The organism is Xanthobacter oligotrophicus, from assembly GCF_008364685.1.
Classification (GTDB): Bacteria; Pseudomonadota; Alphaproteobacteria; order Rhizobiales; family Xanthobacteraceae; genus Xanthobacter; species Xanthobacter oligotrophicus.
Map to the genome: position 1 here is coordinate 147,877 of NZ_VTTL01000002.1, position 17,189 is coordinate 165,065.

The window sequence follows — 17,189 nt, forward strand, 5'->3', positions numbered from 1 at the left end:
CAGCAGTGGCGGACGGACGCTCAAACTGAGACACCACACTCCCACCGGAACCCCACCCCCCACCCGCGATCTTTATGAGATTCCTATGCCGCCGCTGCGGCATCCCTCTCGAATCTTGATCCCGTTAGGGCCAGCTTCAGACCCGTGAGGCGAGCGCTCCGCCAGCCGGCGCCGCGCCCTCCCCCGAAACACGGAACGGACCGGAAAGCCAAACTCATGCTGGACCTTCTGATGCTCGCGCTGGGCCTCGGCTTCTTCGCCGTCGCCATCGGCTACGGCCACCTCTGCGAGCGGCTCTGAGCGAAAGATCTTTCACGCCGAAAACCGGGGCGGCCTCTCGCTGCCGCCGGATCAAGTCTTGTGCGCCGACGCGGCGCATCGAGGAGAACTTCCATGGTCTTTGATTATGCGCTCGGCGGTCTCGTGACCGCGGGGCTCCTCTTCTACCTCACCTTCGCGCTCCTCAATCCCGAGCGGTTCTGAGGCATCCTCCCATGACACCCAATGGACTGATCCAGATCGCCCTGTTCTGCCTCGTCGTGCTTGTGCTGACGCGGCCGCTCGGCGGCTACATGACCCGCGTGTTCGCGGGCGAACGCACGTTGCTCTCACCCGTGTTCGCGCCGGTGGAAAAGCTCATCTACCGCCTCGGCGGGGTGGATGCGACGCGCGAGCAGCATTGGCTCACCTACACCATCGCCATGCTGCTGTTCCACGTGGGCGGCTTCCTCCTGCTCTATGCGCTCATGCGGGTGCAGGATCTCCTGCCCTTCAATCCGCAGGGCATGGCGGCGGTGGCCCCCGACCTGGCCTTCAACACGGCCATCAGCTTCATCACCAACACCAACTGGCAGAATTACGGTGGTGAAAGCACGATGGGCTACCTCGTGCAGATGCTGGGGCTCACCCACCAGAACTTCCTGTCCGCCGCCACCGGCATCGTGCTGGGCATGGCGCTGATCCGCGGCTTCTCCCGCGCCTCGGCGCAGACGGTGGGCAATTTCTGGGTGGATATCACCCGCTGCACCCTCTACGTGCTGCTGCCCATCTGCGTGGTGTTCACCCTATTCCTGGTGTGGCAGGGCATCCCGCAGACGCTGGGCCCCTATGTGGACGCCGCGACCCTGGAAGGCGGCAAGCAGACCCTTGCGCTGGGCCCTGTGGCTTCGCAGGTGGCCATCAAGATGCTGGGCACCAATGGTGGCGGCTTCTTCAACGCCAATGCCGCCCACCCGTTCGAGAACCCCACCGCGCTCTCCAACTTCCTGCAGATGGTGTCCATCTTCGCCTTGGGCGCGGCGCTCACCAACGTGTTCGGCCGCATGGTGGGCAACGAGAAGCAGGGCTGGGCGATCCTCGCCGCCATGGGCGTGCTGTTCGTCGCCGGCGTCGGCGTGACCTACTGGGCCGAGGCCGCCGGCACGCCGGCGCTCAACGCGCTGGGTCTTTCCGGCGGCAACATGGAGGGCAAGGAGCTGCGCTTCGGCATCGTCGCCTCCGCTTTGTTCGCGGTGGTCACCACGGCGGCGTCCTGCGGCGCGGTGAACGCCATGCACGACAGCTTCACGGCGCTCGGCGGCATGATCCCGCTCATCAACATGGAGCTGGGCGAGATCATCGTCGGCGGTGTTGGCGCAGGCCTCTACGGCATGCTGCTGTTCGTGGTGATCACCATGTTCGTGGCGGGCCTGATGGTGGGCCGCACACCGGAATATGTGGGCAAGAAGATCGAGGCCAAGGAAGTGAAGATGGCCATGCTCGCCATCCTCATCCTGCCCCTGATGATGCTGGGCTGGACGGCGGTGGCGACAGTATTGCCCTCAGCTGTTGCCTCCATCGCCAATCCGGGACCGCACGGCTTCTCGGAGATCCTCTACGCCTTCACCTCGGCCACCGCCAACAACGGCTCGGCCTTCGGCGGGCTCACCGGCAATACCTTCTTCTACAACCTGACGCTCGCCTCCTCCATGTTCGTCGGCCGCTTCCTCATGATCGTGCCGGCCATGGCGCTGGCGGGGGCGCTGGCGGCGAAGAAGACCGTGCCGGCCTCGGCAGGCACCTTCCCCACCACCGGCGGCCTGTTCGTGGGCCTGCTGGTGGGCGTCATCCTGATCGTGGGGGGGCTCACCTTCTTCCCGGCCCTGTCGCTGGGTCCCATCGTCGAGCATCTGGCGGCGGCGGGGGGGCAGAGCTTCGGCGCGGGAGGCTGACATGGAGCACCATCTCCCGCCCGCCCGGCCACGCGCCGGGCGGGAGCCCAAGGCGCGGCGCCTGCCGCTCGCAGCCTCCGAACTCATCCTGATCGTGTCCGTCGCCGCCCTCGTGCTGGCGGCCGCCATCCAGGCCGTCATCGCGCTGGCGCTGAACATCTCAGCCCACTGATTCCTCTTCCCCCGGGAGTGCCTCCATGGCCAGATCCCATTCCGTAAGCCTTCTCGACCCCGCCATCCTCCTGCCGGCCGTCGGCGCCTCGTTCCGCAAGCTCGACCCGCGCGCGATGGTGAGGAACCCGGTCATGTTCGTGGTGGAGGTGGTCGCCCTCCTCACCACCGTGCTGTTCGTGCGCGACCTTGTCACCTCAGGCACGGGTCTCGGCTTCTCCTTCCAGATCATCCTGTGGCTGTGGTTCACCGTGCTGTTCGCCAATTTCGCGGAAGGCGTGGCGGAAGGGCGCGGCAAGGCGCAGGCGGAATCGCTCCGCCGCACCCGCACCGAGACCCAGGCCAAGCTCCTCACCGGCGAGGGCGACGGCTTCCGCACCGTGCCCGGCACGTCGCTGAAGGTGGGCGACGTGGTGCTGGTGGAAGCCGGCGACATCATCCCCTCCGACGGCGAGGTGGTGGAAGGCGTCGCCTCGGTGAACGAAGCCGCCATCACCGGCGAGAGCGCCCCGGTGATCCGCGAATCCGGCGGCGACCGCTCGGCCGTCACCGGCGGCACTACTGTGGTCTCCGATCACCTGAAGGTGCGCATCACGGCAGCGGCGGGCGCCACCTTCCTCGACCGCATGATCGCGCTGGTGGAAGGCGCCGAGCGGCAGAAGACACCCAACGAGATCGCCCTCAACATCCTGCTGGCGGGCATGACGCTGATCTTCATCTTCGCCACCGCAAGTATTCCGAGCTTTGCCTACTATGCGGGGGGCTCCATCTCCGTGGTGGTGCTGGTGGCGCTGTTCGTCACCCTCATTCCCACCACCATCGGGGCGCTGCTCTCGGCCATCGGCATCGCCGGCATGGACCGGCTGGTGCGCTTCAACGTGCTCGCCATGTCCGGCCGCGCGGTGGAGGCGGCGGGCGACGTGGACACCCTGCTGCTCGACAAGACTGGCACCATCACGCTGGGCAACCGGCAGGCCTCGGCCTTCCACCCTGTGCGCGGGGTGAGCGAGCAGGACCTGGCGGACGCCGCCCAGCTCGCCTCGCTGGCCGACGAGACCCCCGAAGGCCGCTCCATCGTGGTGCTGGCCAAGGAGAAATACGCCATCCGCGGCCGCGACATGGCGACCCTCCACGCCCATTTCGTGCCCTTCACCGCCCAGACCCGCATGAGCGGCGTGGACGTGGACGGAAGCTCGGTCCGCAAGGGCGCGGTGGATGCCATCCTGTCTTATGTCCAGGCCGGCACCAGCACCGTCACCGCCTCCGGCGCGGTGCAGAACGTGCGGGCGCTGGTGAGCCAGGAAGCCATCCGCGAGATCAACGCCATCGCCGAGGAGATCGCCAAGTCCGGCGGCACGCCTCTGGCCGTGGCGCGGGACGGGCGGCTGCTCGGCGTTATCCACCTGAAGGACATCGTGAAGGGCGGCATCCGCGAGCGCTTCGCGGAGCTGCGGCGCATGGGCATCCGCACGGTGATGATCACCGGCGACAACCCGCTCACCGCCGCCGCCATCGCCGCCGAGGCGGGCGTGGACGACTTCCTTGCCCAGGCGACCCCGGAAGCCAAGCTGCGCCTCATCCGCGACGAGCAGGCCAAGGGCAAGCTGGTGGCCATGTGCGGCGACGGCACCAACGACGCCCCGGCGCTGGCCCAGGCCGACGTGGGCGTGGCCATGAACACCGGCACGGTGGCCGCCCGCGAGGCTGGCAACATGGTGGACCTCGACAGCGACCCCACCAAGCTCATCGAGATCGTGGAGATCGGCAAGGCGCTGCTGATGACGCGCGGCTCGCTCACCACCTTCTCCATCGCCAATGACGTGGCGAAGTATTTCGCCATCATCCCAGCCATGTTCGTGGCCTTCTACCCGCAACTCGGCACGCTGAACGTGATGGCGCTCCATTCACCCCAGAGCGCCATCCTGTCGGCCATCATCTTCAACGCGCTCATCATCATCGCCCTCATCCCGCTGGCGCTGAAGGGCGTCGCCTTCCGGCCCATCGGGGCTGCGGCGCTGCTGAAGCGCAACCTTTTGATCTACGGCCTCGGCGGCATCCTCGTGCCGTTCGCCGGCATCAAGGCCATCGACCTCGCGGTCACGGCCCTCCACCTCGTTTGAGGACACGTTTGGATATTCACAAGGGCATCACCGCAATCACAATCGTCATGCCCGGGCTTGTCCCGGGCATCCACGCCGAACCGCTTGAAACAGCTTGCGAAAGCTCTTCCCAGCCTCACCGCGTGGATGGCCGGGTCAAGCCCGGCCATGACGGCGATAAAACGCCTGCGACGGCGCAAGCGCCCATCTCGGCGAATTATCAAAACAGCTCTGAGGACACACGACCATGCTGAAAGAACTTCGCCCCGCGCTCGTCGTGCTCATCGCCCTGACGGCGCTCACCGGCCTTGCCTACCCGCTCGCCATGACCGGGGCGGCACAGGTCCTCTTCCCCCGGCAGGCCAACGGCAGCCTCGTCACCCGCGACGGCGCCGTGATCGGCTCGGCGCTGATCGGCCAGAACTTCACGTCCGAGCGCTATTTCCACGGCCGGCCCTCGGCCACCACCGACGCCGACCCGGCCGACGCTACCAAGACAGTTCCCGCGCCCTATAATGCGGCGAATTCCATGGGCTCGAACCTCGGCCCCACCAATCCGGCGCTGGCCGACCGGGTGAAGGCCGACCTTGAGGCCCTCAAGGCCGAAAATCCCCGCGATCCTGTTCCGGTGGACCTCGTGACCACCTCCGGCAGCGGGCTCGATCCCCACATCTCACCGGAGGCGGCCCTGTTCCAGGTGCCACGGGTGGCCAAGGCGCGCGGCGTCAACGAAGGCGTGGTGCGCCGGCTGGTGGAGGAAAATGTGGAGGACCGCACCCTCGGCCTCCTCGGCGAGCCGCGCGTGAACGTGCTCGCCCTGAACCTCGCCCTCGACAAGGCGCGCCCGCAGTGACAGACCGGTAGGCCAAGCCCACGCGGCGCTTGAGCCTGAAGGCAATGGATCCGGGTGGCGCACCGCCCGGATCCCGGAGGAGGCCATGCCCGACGACCGAGCCGCCCCCGTGCGGCCTTCGCCCGATGCCCTGCTCGCGGCCGCCGAGCAGGAGACGCGCGGCCGCCTGAAGATCTTCCTCGGGGCCGCGCCCGGCGTCGGCAAGACCTACGAGATGCTCGCCTCCGGCCACGCCCGCCGGAACGACGGCACCGACGTGGTGATCGGCGTGGTGGAGACCCACGGCCGGCGCGAGACGGAAGCGCTGGTTGCCGGCCTCGAGGTGATCCCGCGCCGGAGCATCCCCTACAAGGGGCGGATGATCGAGGAGATGGACCTCGACGCCATCCTCGCCCGCCGCCCCGCTTTGGTGCTGGTGGATGAACTGGCCCACACCAACGCCCCCGGGAGCCGCCACGCCAAGCGCACCATGGACGTGGAGGAGCTGCTGGCGGCGGGCATCGATGTCTACACCACGCTCAACATCCAGCATGTGGAGAGCCTCAACGACGTGGTGGCGCAGATCACCCGCGTCCGCGTGCGCGAGACGGTGCCCGACGCCATCATCGACCGCGCCGACGACATCGAGGTCATCGACATCACCCCCGGCGACCTCCTCCAGCGCCTGAAGGAGGGCAAGGTCTACGTGCCCGAGACGGCGCGGCGGGCGGTGGAGAATTATTTCTCCCCCGGCAACCTCACCGCCCTGCGCGAACTCGCCCTGCGCCGCACCGCCGAGCGGGTGGACGAGCAATTGCTCTCCCACATGCGCGCCCATGCCATATCCGGCCCGTGGGCGGCGGGGGAGCGGGTGCTGGTCTGCCTCAGCGAGGACCCGCGCAGCGCCGCTCTGGTGCGCTACGCCAAGCGCCTCGCCGACCGGCTGCGGGCGCCGTGGGTGGCTCTCTATGTGGAGACCGAGCGCGCACTGCGGCTCGACACCGCCGAGCGCGACCGCGTCGCCGACTTCCTCAGGCTGGCGGAGCGCATGGGCGGGGAGGCCGTGACCATCCCCGGCGGCACCCGCATCGCCGATGATGTGCTCACCTATGCCCGGTCGGCCAACGTGACCCATATCGTCATCGGCAAGTCGGATCGCTCCCGCTGGTTCGAGATCCTCAACGGCTCGGTGGTGCATGACCTGGTGCGCCGCTCCGGCAACATCTCGGTCCACGTCATCGCCGGGGAAAAGGAGACGACCGCGCCCGGCCGCACCGCAGCGGCCGCGCCCACCGCCCGGCGCGAGACCTGGCCCTATCTCGCCAGCCTCGTCATCGTCGCGCTGGCGACAGTGGTGGGCTTCGGCCTGCAGAAGATCCTCGCGCTCCAGAACATCGCGCTGGTGTTCCTCACGGCGGTGCTGGTGAGCGCGGTGCGCTTCGGGCTGGCGCCGGCGCTGCTCGCCTCCGTCGCCGGCATGCTGGCGTTCAACTTCTTCTTCATCCCGCCGCTCTATACCTTCACCATTACAGATCCGGAGAACGTGGTCGCGCTGTTCTTCTTCCTTGTGGTGGCCATCATCGCCTCGAACCTCACGGCGCGGGTGCGCGCCCAGGCGCTGGCGGCGCGGGCGCGGGCGAAGACGGCGGAAGACCTCTACCTGTTCTCCCGGAAGCTCGCGGGCGCCGGCACCCTCGACGACCTGCTCTGGGCCACGGCGTTCCAGATCGCCTCCATGCTGAACGTGCGGGTGGTGATCGTGCTGCCGGACGCCGACACGCTGGCGGTGAAGGCCGCCTATCCGCCGGAAGACGCCATCGACGCCGCCGACCTTGCCGCCGCCCGCTGGGCGTTCGAGAACAACCGCTGGGCCGGGCGCGGCGCCGATACGCTGCCGGGGGCGAAGCGCCTGTTCATGCCCATGCAGACCGGGCGCGGCGCCGTCGGCGTCATCGGCATCGACCGCGACAAGGAGGGGCCGCTCCTCACCCCCGAGCAGCGGCGCCTCGTGGATGCGCTGGCCGACCAGGCGGCGCTCGCCGTGGAGCGAGTGAACCTCGTTGCCGACGTGGAGAAGGCGAAGCTGGACGCCGCCACCGACCGGCTACGCACGGCGCTCCTCACCTCCATCTCCCACGACCTGAAGACCCCGCTCGCCTCCATCATGGGCGCGGCGGGCACGCTGCGCAGCTTCTTCTCCGCGCTGACCGAGGAGGCGCGCTCGGACCTGCTCTCCACCGTCGAGGAGGAAGCCGAGCGGCTCAACCGCTTCATCGCCAACCTGCTCGACATGACCCGGCTGGAATCCGGCGCCATCGTGCCCAATGCCGGGCTGTGCGACGTGAGCGAGGTGGTGGGCAGCGCGCTGAACCGCGCCCAGTCCATTCTGCGGCATCATCGCCTCGAGATCGAGCTTGCCCCGGACCTGCCGATGCTCAACATCGATCCCGTGCTGTTCGAGCAGGCCCTGTTCAACCTCCTCGACAATGCCGCAAAATATGCGCCGGAGGGCTCGCTGGTGCGCATCGAGGGCTGGTCCGACGGCGCCTTCGTCACGCTCTGCGTGCTGGACGAGGGGCCGGGCATCGCCGAGGAGGACCGCGAGCGGGTGTTCGACAAATTCTATCGCGTCCGCAAGGGGGATCAGGTGCGGGCCGGCACCGGCCTCGGCCTCGGCATCAGCCGCGGCTTCCTGGAGGCCATGGGCGGCACCCTCACCGCCGACGGGCGGCCCGACCGGCGCGGGGCCGCCTTCACCATCCGCATGCCGGTGCCACCCCAGGCTCGTGCGCTAAAGGCGTTGCCATGAAAGGCGCGGTCATGAGGAGGACACCATGAACGGCGTGAAGCTCCTCGTGGTGGATGACGAGCCGGCCATCCGCAAGCTACTCAATGCCGGGCTTTCCACCCAGGGCTATGACGTGACCAGCGCCGCCACCGCTGCCGAGGCCATCGCCCGCGTGGGTGAGGCCCGGCCCGACCTCGTCATCCTCGACCTCGGCCTGCCCGACATGCCCGGCCGCGACCTGCTGGCCCGGTGGCGGGCCGAGGGGCTGGATGTCCCCGTGGTGATCCTCTCCAGCCGCACCGACGAGGCGGGCATCGTCGAGGCGCTGGAGGGCGGCGCCGACGATTACGTCACCAAGCCCTTCGGCATGAACGAGCTGATCGCCCGCCTGCGCGTCGCCCTGCGCCACCGCCTCCAGCAGCAGGGGGAAAAGCCCCTGTTCAAGGTGGGCGACCTGTCGGTGGACCTGGTGCGCCGCATCGTCCGGCTGAAGGAGCGGGAGGTGAAGCTCTCGCCCAAGGAATACGACATCCTGCGCCTCATGGTGCAGCACGCCGGACGGGTGCTGACCCACGCCTTCATCCTGCAACGAGTGTGGGGGCAGGCCTATGACGTGCAGTATCTGCGGGTCTATGTGCGCCAGTTGCGGCAGAAGCTGGAGGACAACGCCGAGCAGCCGCGCTACATCCGCACCGAGACCGGCGTCGGTTACCGCCTCGCCGAGCCGGACTGAGCGGCAGACGGCCATACGCTGCCACCCGGTTCGCAGCCGGGCGCGCAATGCGCGGTATTCCCCGGGCTCTGAAAGCTGCGCGCCGGCGGCGGCCGCCAATCCGGTGGACCGGACCGTGAACGGCACCCGGCTCGACACGACATCGCGATTTCGTTCGACAAAATAATGCTCTAGGCTCGCCCGGGCTTACCCGAGCCGGGCCGATCCATGATCCTGCGCACCAGCTTTGCCACCCTCGCGCTGCGCGCGGCCCCGCCCGCCCCGCGCGGCTGGACCGGGCACGACGGTCACGACCATGACCGACACGCCCCCTTGTTCATCAGCATCGGTGCCGCGCGGCGACCCGCCCGCAAGCGGGGGACGGCATGAGTCTGCGCTACGACCTGCAGTCGCGCCCGCCGCTGGCGGTGCTCGTCACATCGATCGCCCAGCACATGGGGCTGATGGCGGTGACGCTGGTGTTCCCGGTGCTGGTGGCGCAGGCCGCCGGCGCGGATGCGACGACGCAAGCCAATTACCTGGCCCTGGCCATGCTCGCCATGGGGCTTTCCACCCTGTTCCAGTCCTGGGGCGGGCGGCTGCCGGGACTGCCGCGCATCGGCAGCGGCTTCCTGTTGCCGGCGGTGTTCACCGCCGCCTACCTGCCCGCCGCGCTGCTCACCGCCAAGACCGGCGGGCTTCCCGCGGTGGCCGGGCTCACCATCGCGGCGGGGCTGACCCAGATCACCCTCAGCCGCTTCATCAGCCGGCTGCGGCCATATCTGCCCATCGAGATCGTCGGGCTGGTGGTGGTGCTGATCGGCATCATCCTGGGGGTGGTCGCGTTCAAGCTGGTGGTGGGACTGGGGCAGGACCGCCCCCTGTCGGTGGATGGCACCGGCGCCGCCGTGCTGGCGCTGGCGGTGATGATCGGCCTTGCGGTGTGGGGCACGGCCCGGCTCAAGACCATGGCGGTGCTGGTGGGCCTCGCTGTGGGAACCGCCTTCCATCTGGCGTGGGGGCTCGCCGACCCCACCGGCGCATCCTCGGCCGATGTGGGCGCGCCCCTGACCGCCCTTGCCCCCTCGTTCGCCAGTTCGCTCGGCTGGTCGCTGAACTGGCCGCTGGTCGTCCCGAGCTTCAGCGTCGGGCTGCTGCCGGGCTTCCTCGCCGGGGCGCTGGCCTGCACCCTGCGCGGCTTCGGCGACATGGTGGCGAGCCAGCGGGCCAATGACCGCGACTGGAAGCGGCCGGACTATCCCAACATCGAGGCCGGCGTGCTCGCCGACGGCCTCGGCACGCTCATGGCCGGTCTGCTCGGCACCATGGGGCTGAATACCTATTCCGCCAGCGTCGGGCTTTCGGTGGCGACGCAGGTGCTGGCGCGCCGGGTGGCCCTGGGCGTGGGCTTTGGCTGGATCGCCCTCGCCTTCCTGCCCGGCGCATCCGCCCTGGTGCTGGCCATTCCGCGCGGGGTGCTGGGGGCGGCGCTGTTGTTCGCCTCCGCCTTCATCGTCCTGTCCGGCGTGTCGATCCTCGGGCAGAGGATGCTCGATGCCCGGCGGACCATCACGGTGGGGCTCGGCTTCCTCATGGGCCTGTCGTTCGACCAGCTGCCCACCTTCTACTCCGAACACCTCGCGTCGGAGCTTCAGTCCGTGGTCAGCTCCTCGCTGATCCTCGGCCTGTTCACGGCGCTGGCGCTGAACGCCCTGTTCCGCATCGGCCGGCGCACCACGCTCAGGACGCACTGGCAGCCCGAGACCGGGTTTTCGACCCTGCGTCCCTTCCTGCTGGATGCCGGCGGCGTGGAAGGCGCCCGCGCCGATGGCGTCGCACGCTTGGTGCAGCTGACGGAGGAATTCAGCACCGCCGCCCCCTCCCTCGCCGCCGGGGCCGGGGTGGAGGTGGCGGCGACCTTCGACGAACACCAGCTGCAGCTGGCTTTCACCTGGGCCGGCCGGCCCCTGGAGCCGGGCCCCCCGCCCAGCCTGGACCCGGACGTGGACGAGGACGCGGTGATGAACGGCATCGTGCTGCTGATGATGACCCGGCTGTCGGATCGCCTCACCCGCCGCGTGCTGGCGGACGGACGGCACGAGCTGCTGTGCGTGGTGGACCAGTAGGACGGCCCGCACTGGAGCTTTTTTCCGCTCGCCTTGGCTCACGGAAAAAAGCTCCAGAGTCTTGCATTGACGCGTTTCCTTCACGCGAACCGGTGCCCACTTCGCTTGAAAACGCTCTAAAACAGGGGCCGGCACCTGCGCGCCGCCCCCTGTTTTCACGCCGCGAGCCCCCGGGCCAGCTCCATGGCCTGCCGCTCGAACAGGCGGCGGTAGAGGCCACCCTCGCGCTGCACCAGGGCATCGTGGTCACCCTCCTCCACGATCCGGCCGCGATCGAACACCAGCAGGCGGTCGAGCGAGCGCACCGTGGACAGCCGGTGGGCGATGACGAGCGTCGTGCGCCCCACCATCAGCCGCTCCATGGCCTCCTGGATCGCGGCTTCCGATTCCGAATCGAGGCTGGAGGTGGCCTCGTCCAGGATCAGGATGCGCGCATCCGCGAGGAAGGCGCGGGCGATGGCGATGCGCTGGCGCTCTCCGCCGGAGAGCTTCACGCCCCGCTCGCCCACCAGCGTGCCGTAGCCACGCGGCATGCGCTCGATGAAGCCAGCCGCATTGGCCAGCTCCGCCGCCCGCCGGATCTCCGCGAAGGAGGCGTCGGGACGGCCATAGGCGATGTTCTCCATCAGCGAGCGATGGAACAGGACAGGCTCCTGCTGCACCACCGCGATGGCCCGCCGGAGCGAGCCTTGCGTCACCGCGCGCACGTCCTGCCCGTCCACGGTCACCCGGCCGGAGGTCACCGGGCTGGAGGTCACGTCGTGCAGGCGCTGGATCAGCTTCACGAACGTGGTCTTGCCCGAGCCGGAATGGCCCACGAGGCCCACCCGCTCGCCGCCATCGATGGTGACGTTCAGGTCCTCGAACAGTGGCGTGCCGTGGCCGCGATAATGGAAGGTGACGTGCTCGAAGGCGATGCGCCCGTCCTCCACCCTGATCGGCACGGCTCCCTTCGCATCGGCGATGGCCACGGGCTGCTGGTGGATCTCCACCAGTTCCTCCAGCTCGTTGAGGGAGCGCTGGAGATTGTGCACGTGCATGCCGATGTCGCGCAGGTAGGAATGCACGACAAGGTAGGTGGTGAGCACATAAGCGATGTCGCCCGCGCTCGCCGCGCCCTGCCGCCACAGCATCAGCGCCGTGCCGATGATGGAGGCCTGCAACGCCACCAGCGCCAGAAGCTGCGCCGTTCCGGCCCAGGTGCCCGCCATCCAGGTGCGACGAGTGCGCCCGTTCCACTTGGCGAGCACGCGGGAAAGCCGCGCCTCCTCCCGCTCCTCGGCGCCGAAGCCCTTGACCACCGCGTTGCAGCCCACCGCGTCCGCCAGCACGCCGCCGACGCGGGTATCCCACGCATTGGAAAGGCGGGCCGCCGGCGCCACGAAGTTCAGCGACAGCACCAGCGTCAGCGTCACGAAGGCCACCGCGCCCACCGCCACCACGAGGCCCATCACCGGCCAGTGCAGGCCCAGCAAAATCGCCGAGCCGGCCAGCGCCACCACGGACGGGAACAGCGCCACCAGCAAGGTGTCGTGCAGCACGTCGAGGGACCACATGCCGCGCGAGATCTTGCGCACGGTGGAGCCGGCAAACGTGCTCGCATGCCAGTCCGCCGAGAAGCGCTGAACGCGGGCGAAGGCATCCGCCGCCAGGTCCGACATCATGCGCAGGGTGAGCCGCACGATGATGACATAGGTGAAGTGCCGGGCGGTGACCATCACCGCGCCGAGGGCCACGATGGCAAGGAAGGCCGCCGTCGCCGCCTGCCACGCCGCCTCCCGGTCCGCGCCCGCGAGCGCGCCGATGAGCCGGCCGGCGAACAGCGGCACGAACACTTCCGCCAGCGTGGCGACGAGCACGGCGGCGGCGGTGGCGGCAATCACACCCTTCCGGCGCCGCCAGTGGCCGAGGAGGAAGGCGAAGACGGCGCGGAAGGGCACCCCGCGCTTGTGGGTCTGGAAGAGCGACATGACACGTTCCCGGCCGCGCAAGGTCATGCACAAGGCGTGTGCGAAGGGCCGGTCCCTGGTTCGGACAAGGAGAAGCGGCGCAAGGCGCGCCGCGTCGGGTGAGGCGGATGGGGAAGCGGGCATCGTCATCCCGCCGGCCGGGAGGCCGGCGTGGGGCGGACCACGCGCGCTGGAAGGAGAACCGGACTAGCGGCGTGGATGCCTGGGAATGACGTCGGTGTGGTGCGTGCGCCGGAAGATACCGCGCGCGAGCCCCGCGCCGATAACGGCTCCCGACGGGACGTGGCCAAACGGGGCGCGGGCAAACGGGGGGCGCGCAAGCCTGCCGTGGGCAAGCCCTGCGTGGGATGGTGCGTCGGACATGAAATGCTGCATGGACACGACCCTCCCCTCATCACCTAGCGTAAGGATAACCCGGACGAAACCGTTCGTCGAGCCGGCGCCGGTTCCCCCACACACAGCCATGGCCGATCTGCCGCGGCACGGGGTCTTTCACCGGCGCGCATCAAAGGCTAAGGTCGCGGCGCTTTTTTGAACGCACACGGGCGGAACCATGGCGGACACCGGCATTCCCCACTTCTGCAACGACCTCGGCGTCACCCTGATCGAGGTGGGCAGCAAGGAATTCATGTGCGTGGGCGCCAAGCCGCCATTCGACCACCCGCACATCTTCATCGACCTCGGCGGCGACACCGAGGCGGTCTGCCCCTATTGCTCCACGCTCTACCGCTACAATCCGGCCCTTGCCGCCGGCGCGGCCAAGCCGGAAGAGTGCGAGTGGCACGACACCCCGGCGGCCACCGCCGCCTGACCGAAAGCTGATCCGCCGGCTCCCCGTGCGGAGCCGGATGCCGCCATGGCCGAGCCTGTTCCCTTGCCCATTCCCTTTCGGCCAAAGCCGGTCCGCGCGGCGCGCAGCGCCGTGGTGGTGGGCGCGGGGATCGGCGGGCTTGCCGCCGCCATTGCCCTCGCCCGCGCCGGCCTCGCGGTGCAGGTGGTGGAGCAGGCGAGGAAGCTGAAGGAGGTCGGTGCCGGCCTCCAGCTCACCCCCAACGCCACGCGCATCCTGCGGGATTTCGGCCTGCTGAAGCGCCTTGAGCAGGTGGCAGTGGCCCCGCGCTCCCTGGACGTGCGCGACGGGCGCAGCGGCGCCACCATCACCCGCGCCCACTACGGGCCGGCAGCGACGCGCTACGGCGCGCCCTTCCTCGTGGTGCATCGGGCGGACCTGCAGAACCTGCTGGCCGATGCCGCCCGGGAGGAAGGGGCCATCCTGACCCTCGGCTCCGACCTGACGGCGGTGGAACCCTCCTTCGGCGGGGTGCGCGCGGTGGTGAAGCAGGGAGACACCCTGCTGGCCCATGGCGCCGACATCCTCGTCGGCGCCGATGGCGTGCGCTCTGCGGTGCGCGCCCATCTCGGCGTCAAGGACCCGCCGGTGTTCGCCCGGCGCCTTGCCTATCGCGCCACCGTGCCGGTGCCGGCGCGCCATCCGCCCGACGTGCGGCTCTATCTCGGCCGCGACGCCCATCTGGTGGTCTATCCGGTGAAGGGGGGCGAGGTGCTGAACCTCGTCGCCATCGTCAAGCAGACCGAGCCGGTGGCCCGCTGGAGCGCGCCCGGCGACAGCGCCGCCGTCCACGCCGCCTTCGCCTCCTGGACCGGGGAGGTGCGCAAGCTGCTGGAAAGCGCCTCCCACTTTTTGTGCTGGGGGCTCTACGACATCGATCCCCTGCCCCGCTGGGGTTCCGGCCGCGTCACGCTTTTGGGCGATGCCGCCCATGCCATGCTGCCCTTCCTCGCCCAGGGCGCGGCGCAGGCCATCGAGGACGCGGTAAGCCTTGCCGGCGCGCTGACCCGCGAGAACGATGCCGCCACCGCCCTGCGCGCCTATGAAAGCGAGCGGCGCGGCCGCACCGCCCGCATCCAGGGCGAGGCGCGGCGCAACGGCATGATCTACCACCTCTCCGGCGCCCCCCGGATCGCCCGCGACCTGGTGCTGCGCCGGCAGGGTCCGGCCCTGCTGGACCGCTACGGCTGGATCTACGGCGCCTGACGGCCCGCCCTCTGGACCTTCCCCCACGGCCGTGGTATCGGCCCGCCTCTCTCCCGAGGAAGATGTTCTCGTGCAGGACGTGATGGTGAACCGCCTTCAGCGACGACGACAGGACACGGCGCGCCAGACCGCCCGTGCCTTGCTGCCCGCCTGACGACCCGGTTGGTGATCCCTCCGGCTCTCTCGCGGGCCTTTCGTCCTGCCCGCGAAACGAGCCTTCCATGACCGAGCTTCCCCTGTCCATCGCCGTCGAGACGGCGGCCGACGACCACGACATCGACAAGCTGCACGAACGCACCTTCGGCCCCGGCCGGTTCGCCCGCACCGCCTTCCGCATCCGCGAGCAGACGCCCCACGAGCGCGCCCTCTCCTTCACGGCGCGGGTGGGCAACATGCTGGTGGGCTCGGTGCGGCTGACGAAGGTTCACGTCGGCACCACGCCAGCGCTGCTGCTCGGCCCGCTCACGGTGGAGCCGCCGTTCCAGTCGGTGGGCATCGGCGCCCGGCTGATGGATGTGGCGCTGAAGGCGGCGCAGGAGGCCGGCCATCGGCTCGTGGTGCTGGTGGGGGACCAGCCCTATTACGCCCGCTTCGGCTTCAAGCGCGTGCCTCCCGGCCGGGTCACCCTCCCGGGCCCGGTGGACCCCGCCCGCCTGCTGGTGGCGGAGCTGGCGGAGGGCGCCTTCGCCGATGTGGCCGGCATGGTGAACGCCTGAGGCGCCGCCCAAGCTCGCCCCACGAAGCCCGCACCTCGAAGGTTACCCCTCAAGGTCATTCAGCTCAGCTCCAGCCGATGGGCGCGGATGCGGGGACACCCATATTGTCCCCGGCCGCGGCCCGTGCTTACGTCAGCACCATAAGAACAAGCCGCACGCCTGTCGCAGGCCGGGCGGAAACAAGACTCACAAGGGAGAAGCTTTCATGACGTCACGTCGATCGCTCGTTCCGCGCGCCCTGCGCCATCCGCGTCCGCTGCTGGTGGCCGCCGCGCTCTGCGGCCTCATGGCCGGCGGCGCGCGGGCCGAGGACACCACCGTCAAGCTGGGCGTGCTCAACGACATGTCCGGCGTCTATGCCGACATTTCCGGCCCCGGCTCGGTGGTGGCCGCGCAGATGGCGGCCCAGGACTTCATGGCCAAGAACAAGGGCTTCAAGGTGGAGGTGGTGGGCGCCGACCACCAGAACAAGCCGGATGTGGGCTCCTCCATCGCCCGCAAGTGGTACGACCAGGACGGGGTGGATGCCATCATGGACGTCACCACCTCCTCGGTGGCGCTGGCGGTGAATGACGTGACGCGGGAGAAGAACAGAATTTTCCTCGTCTCCGGCGGCGGCACTTCCGATCTCACCGGCGCCAAATGCTCGCCCAATACCGTGCACTGGACCTACGACACCTGGGCGCTTGCCAACGGCACCGGTTCGGCGATCACCAAGCAGGGCGGCTCTCCCTGGTTCTTCATTACCGCCGACTATGCTTTCGGCGCGGCGCTGGAGCGTGACGCGGCCGCCGCCGTGAAGAATGCGGGCGGCAAGGTCAACGGCAGCGTGAAGCACCCGCTGAGCGCCACCGATTTCTCCTCCTTCCTGGTGCAGGCCCAGTCCTCCGGCGCCAAGGTCATCGGCCTTGCCAATGCCGGCGGCGACCTCATCAACGCCATCAAGCAGGCCTCCGAGTTCGGCATCACCCAGGGCGGCCAGTCGCTGGCCGGGCTGCTGATCTTCTCCTCCGACGTGAAGGCGATGGGGCTGACCGCCGCGCAGGGCCTGCTGCTCACCGAGGCCTTCTACTGGGACCTCAACGACGACACCCGCGCCTTCTCCAAGCGCTTCGCCGAGAAGTTCGGCGGCAAGATGCCGACGAGCGCGCAGGCCGGCGTCTATTCCAGCGCGCTGCACTATCTGAACGCCATCAAGGACGCCAAGACCAAGGACGCCCCCAAGGTGATGGAGCAGATGCGCGCCACCCCCATCGACGACCCGCTGTTCGGCAAGGGCGAGGTGCGCATCGACGGCCGCGCCACCCACCCCATGTATCTGTTCAAGGTGAAGAAGCCGACGGAATCCAAGGGTCCGTGGGACCTCTACGAGGTGGTCGCCACCATTCCCGCCGCCGACGCCTTCCGCCCGCTCAAGGACGGCGGCTGCCCGCTGGTGAAGTAGGACAGGACGCTGCCGGGCCGGACTCACCCTGTGGGACCGGCTCGGCAGCGGCGCCGCATCACCAT

At 69.2% G+C, this 17,189-nt stretch carries 14 protein-coding genes; 13 read left to right on the top strand and 1 reads right to left on the bottom strand.

Going from position 1 to position 17,189, the window contains the following annotated elements:
- Positions 1–393 precede the first annotated feature (393 nt).
- The 9 genes from FZ033_RS03525 (at position 394) to FZ033_RS03560 (ending at position 10,938) form a co-directional block, all read left to right on the top strand.
- On the top strand, positions 394–483 hold the full coding sequence (locus FZ033_RS03525) for a K(+)-transporting ATPase subunit F (protein WP_041575709.1): 90 nt from the start codon (positions 394–396) through the stop codon (positions 481–483).
- A gap of 11 nt (positions 484–494) precedes the next feature.
- Positions 495–2,210, top strand: coding sequence for a potassium-transporting ATPase subunit KdpA (gene kdpA, locus FZ033_RS03530; protein ID WP_149574781.1), 1,716 nt, complete (start codon positions 495–497; stop codon positions 2,208–2,210).
- A gap of 1 nt (position 2,211) precedes the next feature.
- A complete protein-coding gene (locus FZ033_RS23960; RefSeq protein WP_188079286.1) occupies positions 2,212–2,382 on the top strand; it encodes a hypothetical protein in 171 nt (56 codons plus the stop codon).
- A gap of 25 nt (positions 2,383–2,407) precedes the next feature.
- Complete coding sequence (gene kdpB / locus FZ033_RS03535; protein ID WP_149574782.1) at positions 2,408–4,501, top strand: potassium-transporting ATPase subunit KdpB; 2,094 nt, start codon at positions 2,408–2,410, stop codon at positions 4,499–4,501.
- Between the two features lie 226 nt (positions 4,502–4,727).
- Positions 4,728–5,333 (top strand): K(+)-transporting ATPase subunit C, encoded by a 606-nt coding sequence (locus tag FZ033_RS03545; protein ID WP_149574784.1) that lies wholly within the window; start codon positions 4,728–4,730, stop codon positions 5,331–5,333.
- Positions 5,334–5,418: 85 nt separating this feature from the next.
- On the top strand, positions 5,419–8,121 hold the full coding sequence (locus tag FZ033_RS03550; RefSeq protein ID WP_149574785.1) for a sensor histidine kinase: 2,703 nt from the start codon (positions 5,419–5,421) through the stop codon (positions 8,119–8,121).
- Between the two features lie 25 nt (positions 8,122–8,146).
- The gene (locus tag FZ033_RS03555) at positions 8,147–8,833 is read left to right on the top strand and encodes a response regulator transcription factor (protein ID WP_149574786.1); all 687 of its coding nucleotides are present in this window, start codon (positions 8,147–8,149) and stop codon (positions 8,831–8,833) included.
- Positions 8,834–9,040: 207 nt separating this feature from the next.
- Positions 9,041–9,202: a hypothetical protein gene (locus FZ033_RS23965; RefSeq protein WP_188079287.1), complete on the top strand. Its 162-nt coding sequence runs from the start codon at positions 9,041–9,043 to the stop codon at positions 9,200–9,202.
- A complete protein-coding gene (locus FZ033_RS03560) occupies positions 9,199–10,938 on the top strand; it encodes a uracil-xanthine permease family protein (RefSeq protein ID WP_149574787.1) in 1,740 nt (579 codons plus the stop codon). Before FZ033_RS23965 ends, FZ033_RS03560 begins: the two co-directional genes overlap by 4 nt.
- 155 nt (positions 10,939–11,093) lie before the next feature.
- Here FZ033_RS03560 and FZ033_RS03565 read toward each other — a convergent pair whose 3' ends face one another.
- Entirely contained in the window at positions 11,094–12,908 is a 1,815-nt protein-coding gene (locus FZ033_RS03565; protein ID WP_149574788.1) for an ABC transporter ATP-binding protein, read from the bottom strand.
- A gap of 553 nt (positions 12,909–13,461) precedes the next feature.
- Between FZ033_RS03565 and FZ033_RS03570 the strand changes: the two genes are divergently transcribed.
- From FZ033_RS03570 to FZ033_RS03585, 4 genes are all read left to right on the top strand, one after another.
- A complete protein-coding gene (locus FZ033_RS03570) occupies positions 13,462–13,719 on the top strand; it encodes a zinc-finger domain-containing protein (protein ID WP_012115208.1) in 258 nt (85 codons plus the stop codon).
- 45 nt (positions 13,720–13,764) lie between these two features.
- Positions 13,765–14,964, top strand: a complete 1,200-nt coding sequence (locus FZ033_RS03575) for an FAD-dependent monooxygenase (protein WP_149574789.1) — start codon at positions 13,765–13,767, stop codon at positions 14,962–14,964.
- A 221-nt stretch (positions 14,965–15,185) separates the two neighbouring features.
- Entirely contained in the window at positions 15,186–15,680 is a 495-nt protein-coding gene (locus FZ033_RS03580) for a GNAT family N-acetyltransferase (RefSeq protein WP_149574790.1), read from the top strand.
- A 205-nt stretch (positions 15,681–15,885) separates the two neighbouring features.
- Positions 15,886–17,124, top strand: coding sequence for an ABC transporter substrate-binding protein (locus FZ033_RS03585; protein WP_149574791.1), 1,239 nt, complete (start codon positions 15,886–15,888; stop codon positions 17,122–17,124).
- Positions 17,125–17,189 lie beyond the last annotated feature (65 nt).

Excerpts from the sequence above, each read along its gene's own strand:
- FZ033_RS23960 (WP_188079286.1), top strand. The coding sequence starts at position 2,212 with ATGGAGCACCATCTCCCGCCCGCCCGGCCACGCGCCGGGCGGGAGCCC.
- kdpA (WP_149574781.1), top strand. The coding sequence starts at position 495 with ATGACACCCAATGGACTGATCCAGATCGCCCTGTTCTGCCTCGTCGTG.
- FZ033_RS03560 (WP_149574787.1), top strand. The coding sequence starts at position 9,199 with ATGAGTCTGCGCTACGACCTGCAGTCGCGCCCGCCGCTGGCGGTGCTC.
- FZ033_RS03555 (WP_149574786.1), top strand. The coding sequence starts at position 8,147 with ATGAACGGCGTGAAGCTCCTCGTGGTGGATGACGAGCCGGCCATCCGC.
- FZ033_RS03570 (WP_012115208.1), top strand. The coding sequence starts at position 13,462 with ATGGCGGACACCGGCATTCCCCACTTCTGCAACGACCTCGGCGTCACC.
- FZ033_RS03565 (WP_149574788.1), bottom strand. The coding sequence starts at position 12,908 with ATGTCGCTCTTCCAGACCCACAAGCGCGGGGTGCCCTTCCGCGCCGTC.
- FZ033_RS03525 (WP_041575709.1), top strand. The coding sequence starts at position 394 with ATGGTCTTTGATTATGCGCTCGGCGGTCTCGTGACCGCGGGGCTCCTC.
- FZ033_RS03550 (WP_149574785.1), top strand. The coding sequence starts at position 5,419 with ATGCCCGACGACCGAGCCGCCCCCGTGCGGCCTTCGCCCGATGCCCTG.
- FZ033_RS03580 (WP_149574790.1), top strand. The coding sequence starts at position 15,186 with ATGACCGAGCTTCCCCTGTCCATCGCCGTCGAGACGGCGGCCGACGAC.
- FZ033_RS23965 (WP_188079287.1), top strand. The coding sequence starts at position 9,041 with ATGATCCTGCGCACCAGCTTTGCCACCCTCGCGCTGCGCGCGGCCCCG.
- FZ033_RS03545 (WP_149574784.1), top strand. The coding sequence starts at position 4,728 with ATGCTGAAAGAACTTCGCCCCGCGCTCGTCGTGCTCATCGCCCTGACG.
- FZ033_RS03585 (WP_149574791.1), top strand. The coding sequence starts at position 15,886 with ATGACGTCACGTCGATCGCTCGTTCCGCGCGCCCTGCGCCATCCGCGT.
- kdpB (WP_149574782.1), top strand. The coding sequence starts at position 2,408 with ATGGCCAGATCCCATTCCGTAAGCCTTCTCGACCCCGCCATCCTCCTG.
- FZ033_RS03575 (WP_149574789.1), top strand. The coding sequence starts at position 13,765 with ATGGCCGAGCCTGTTCCCTTGCCCATTCCCTTTCGGCCAAAGCCGGTC.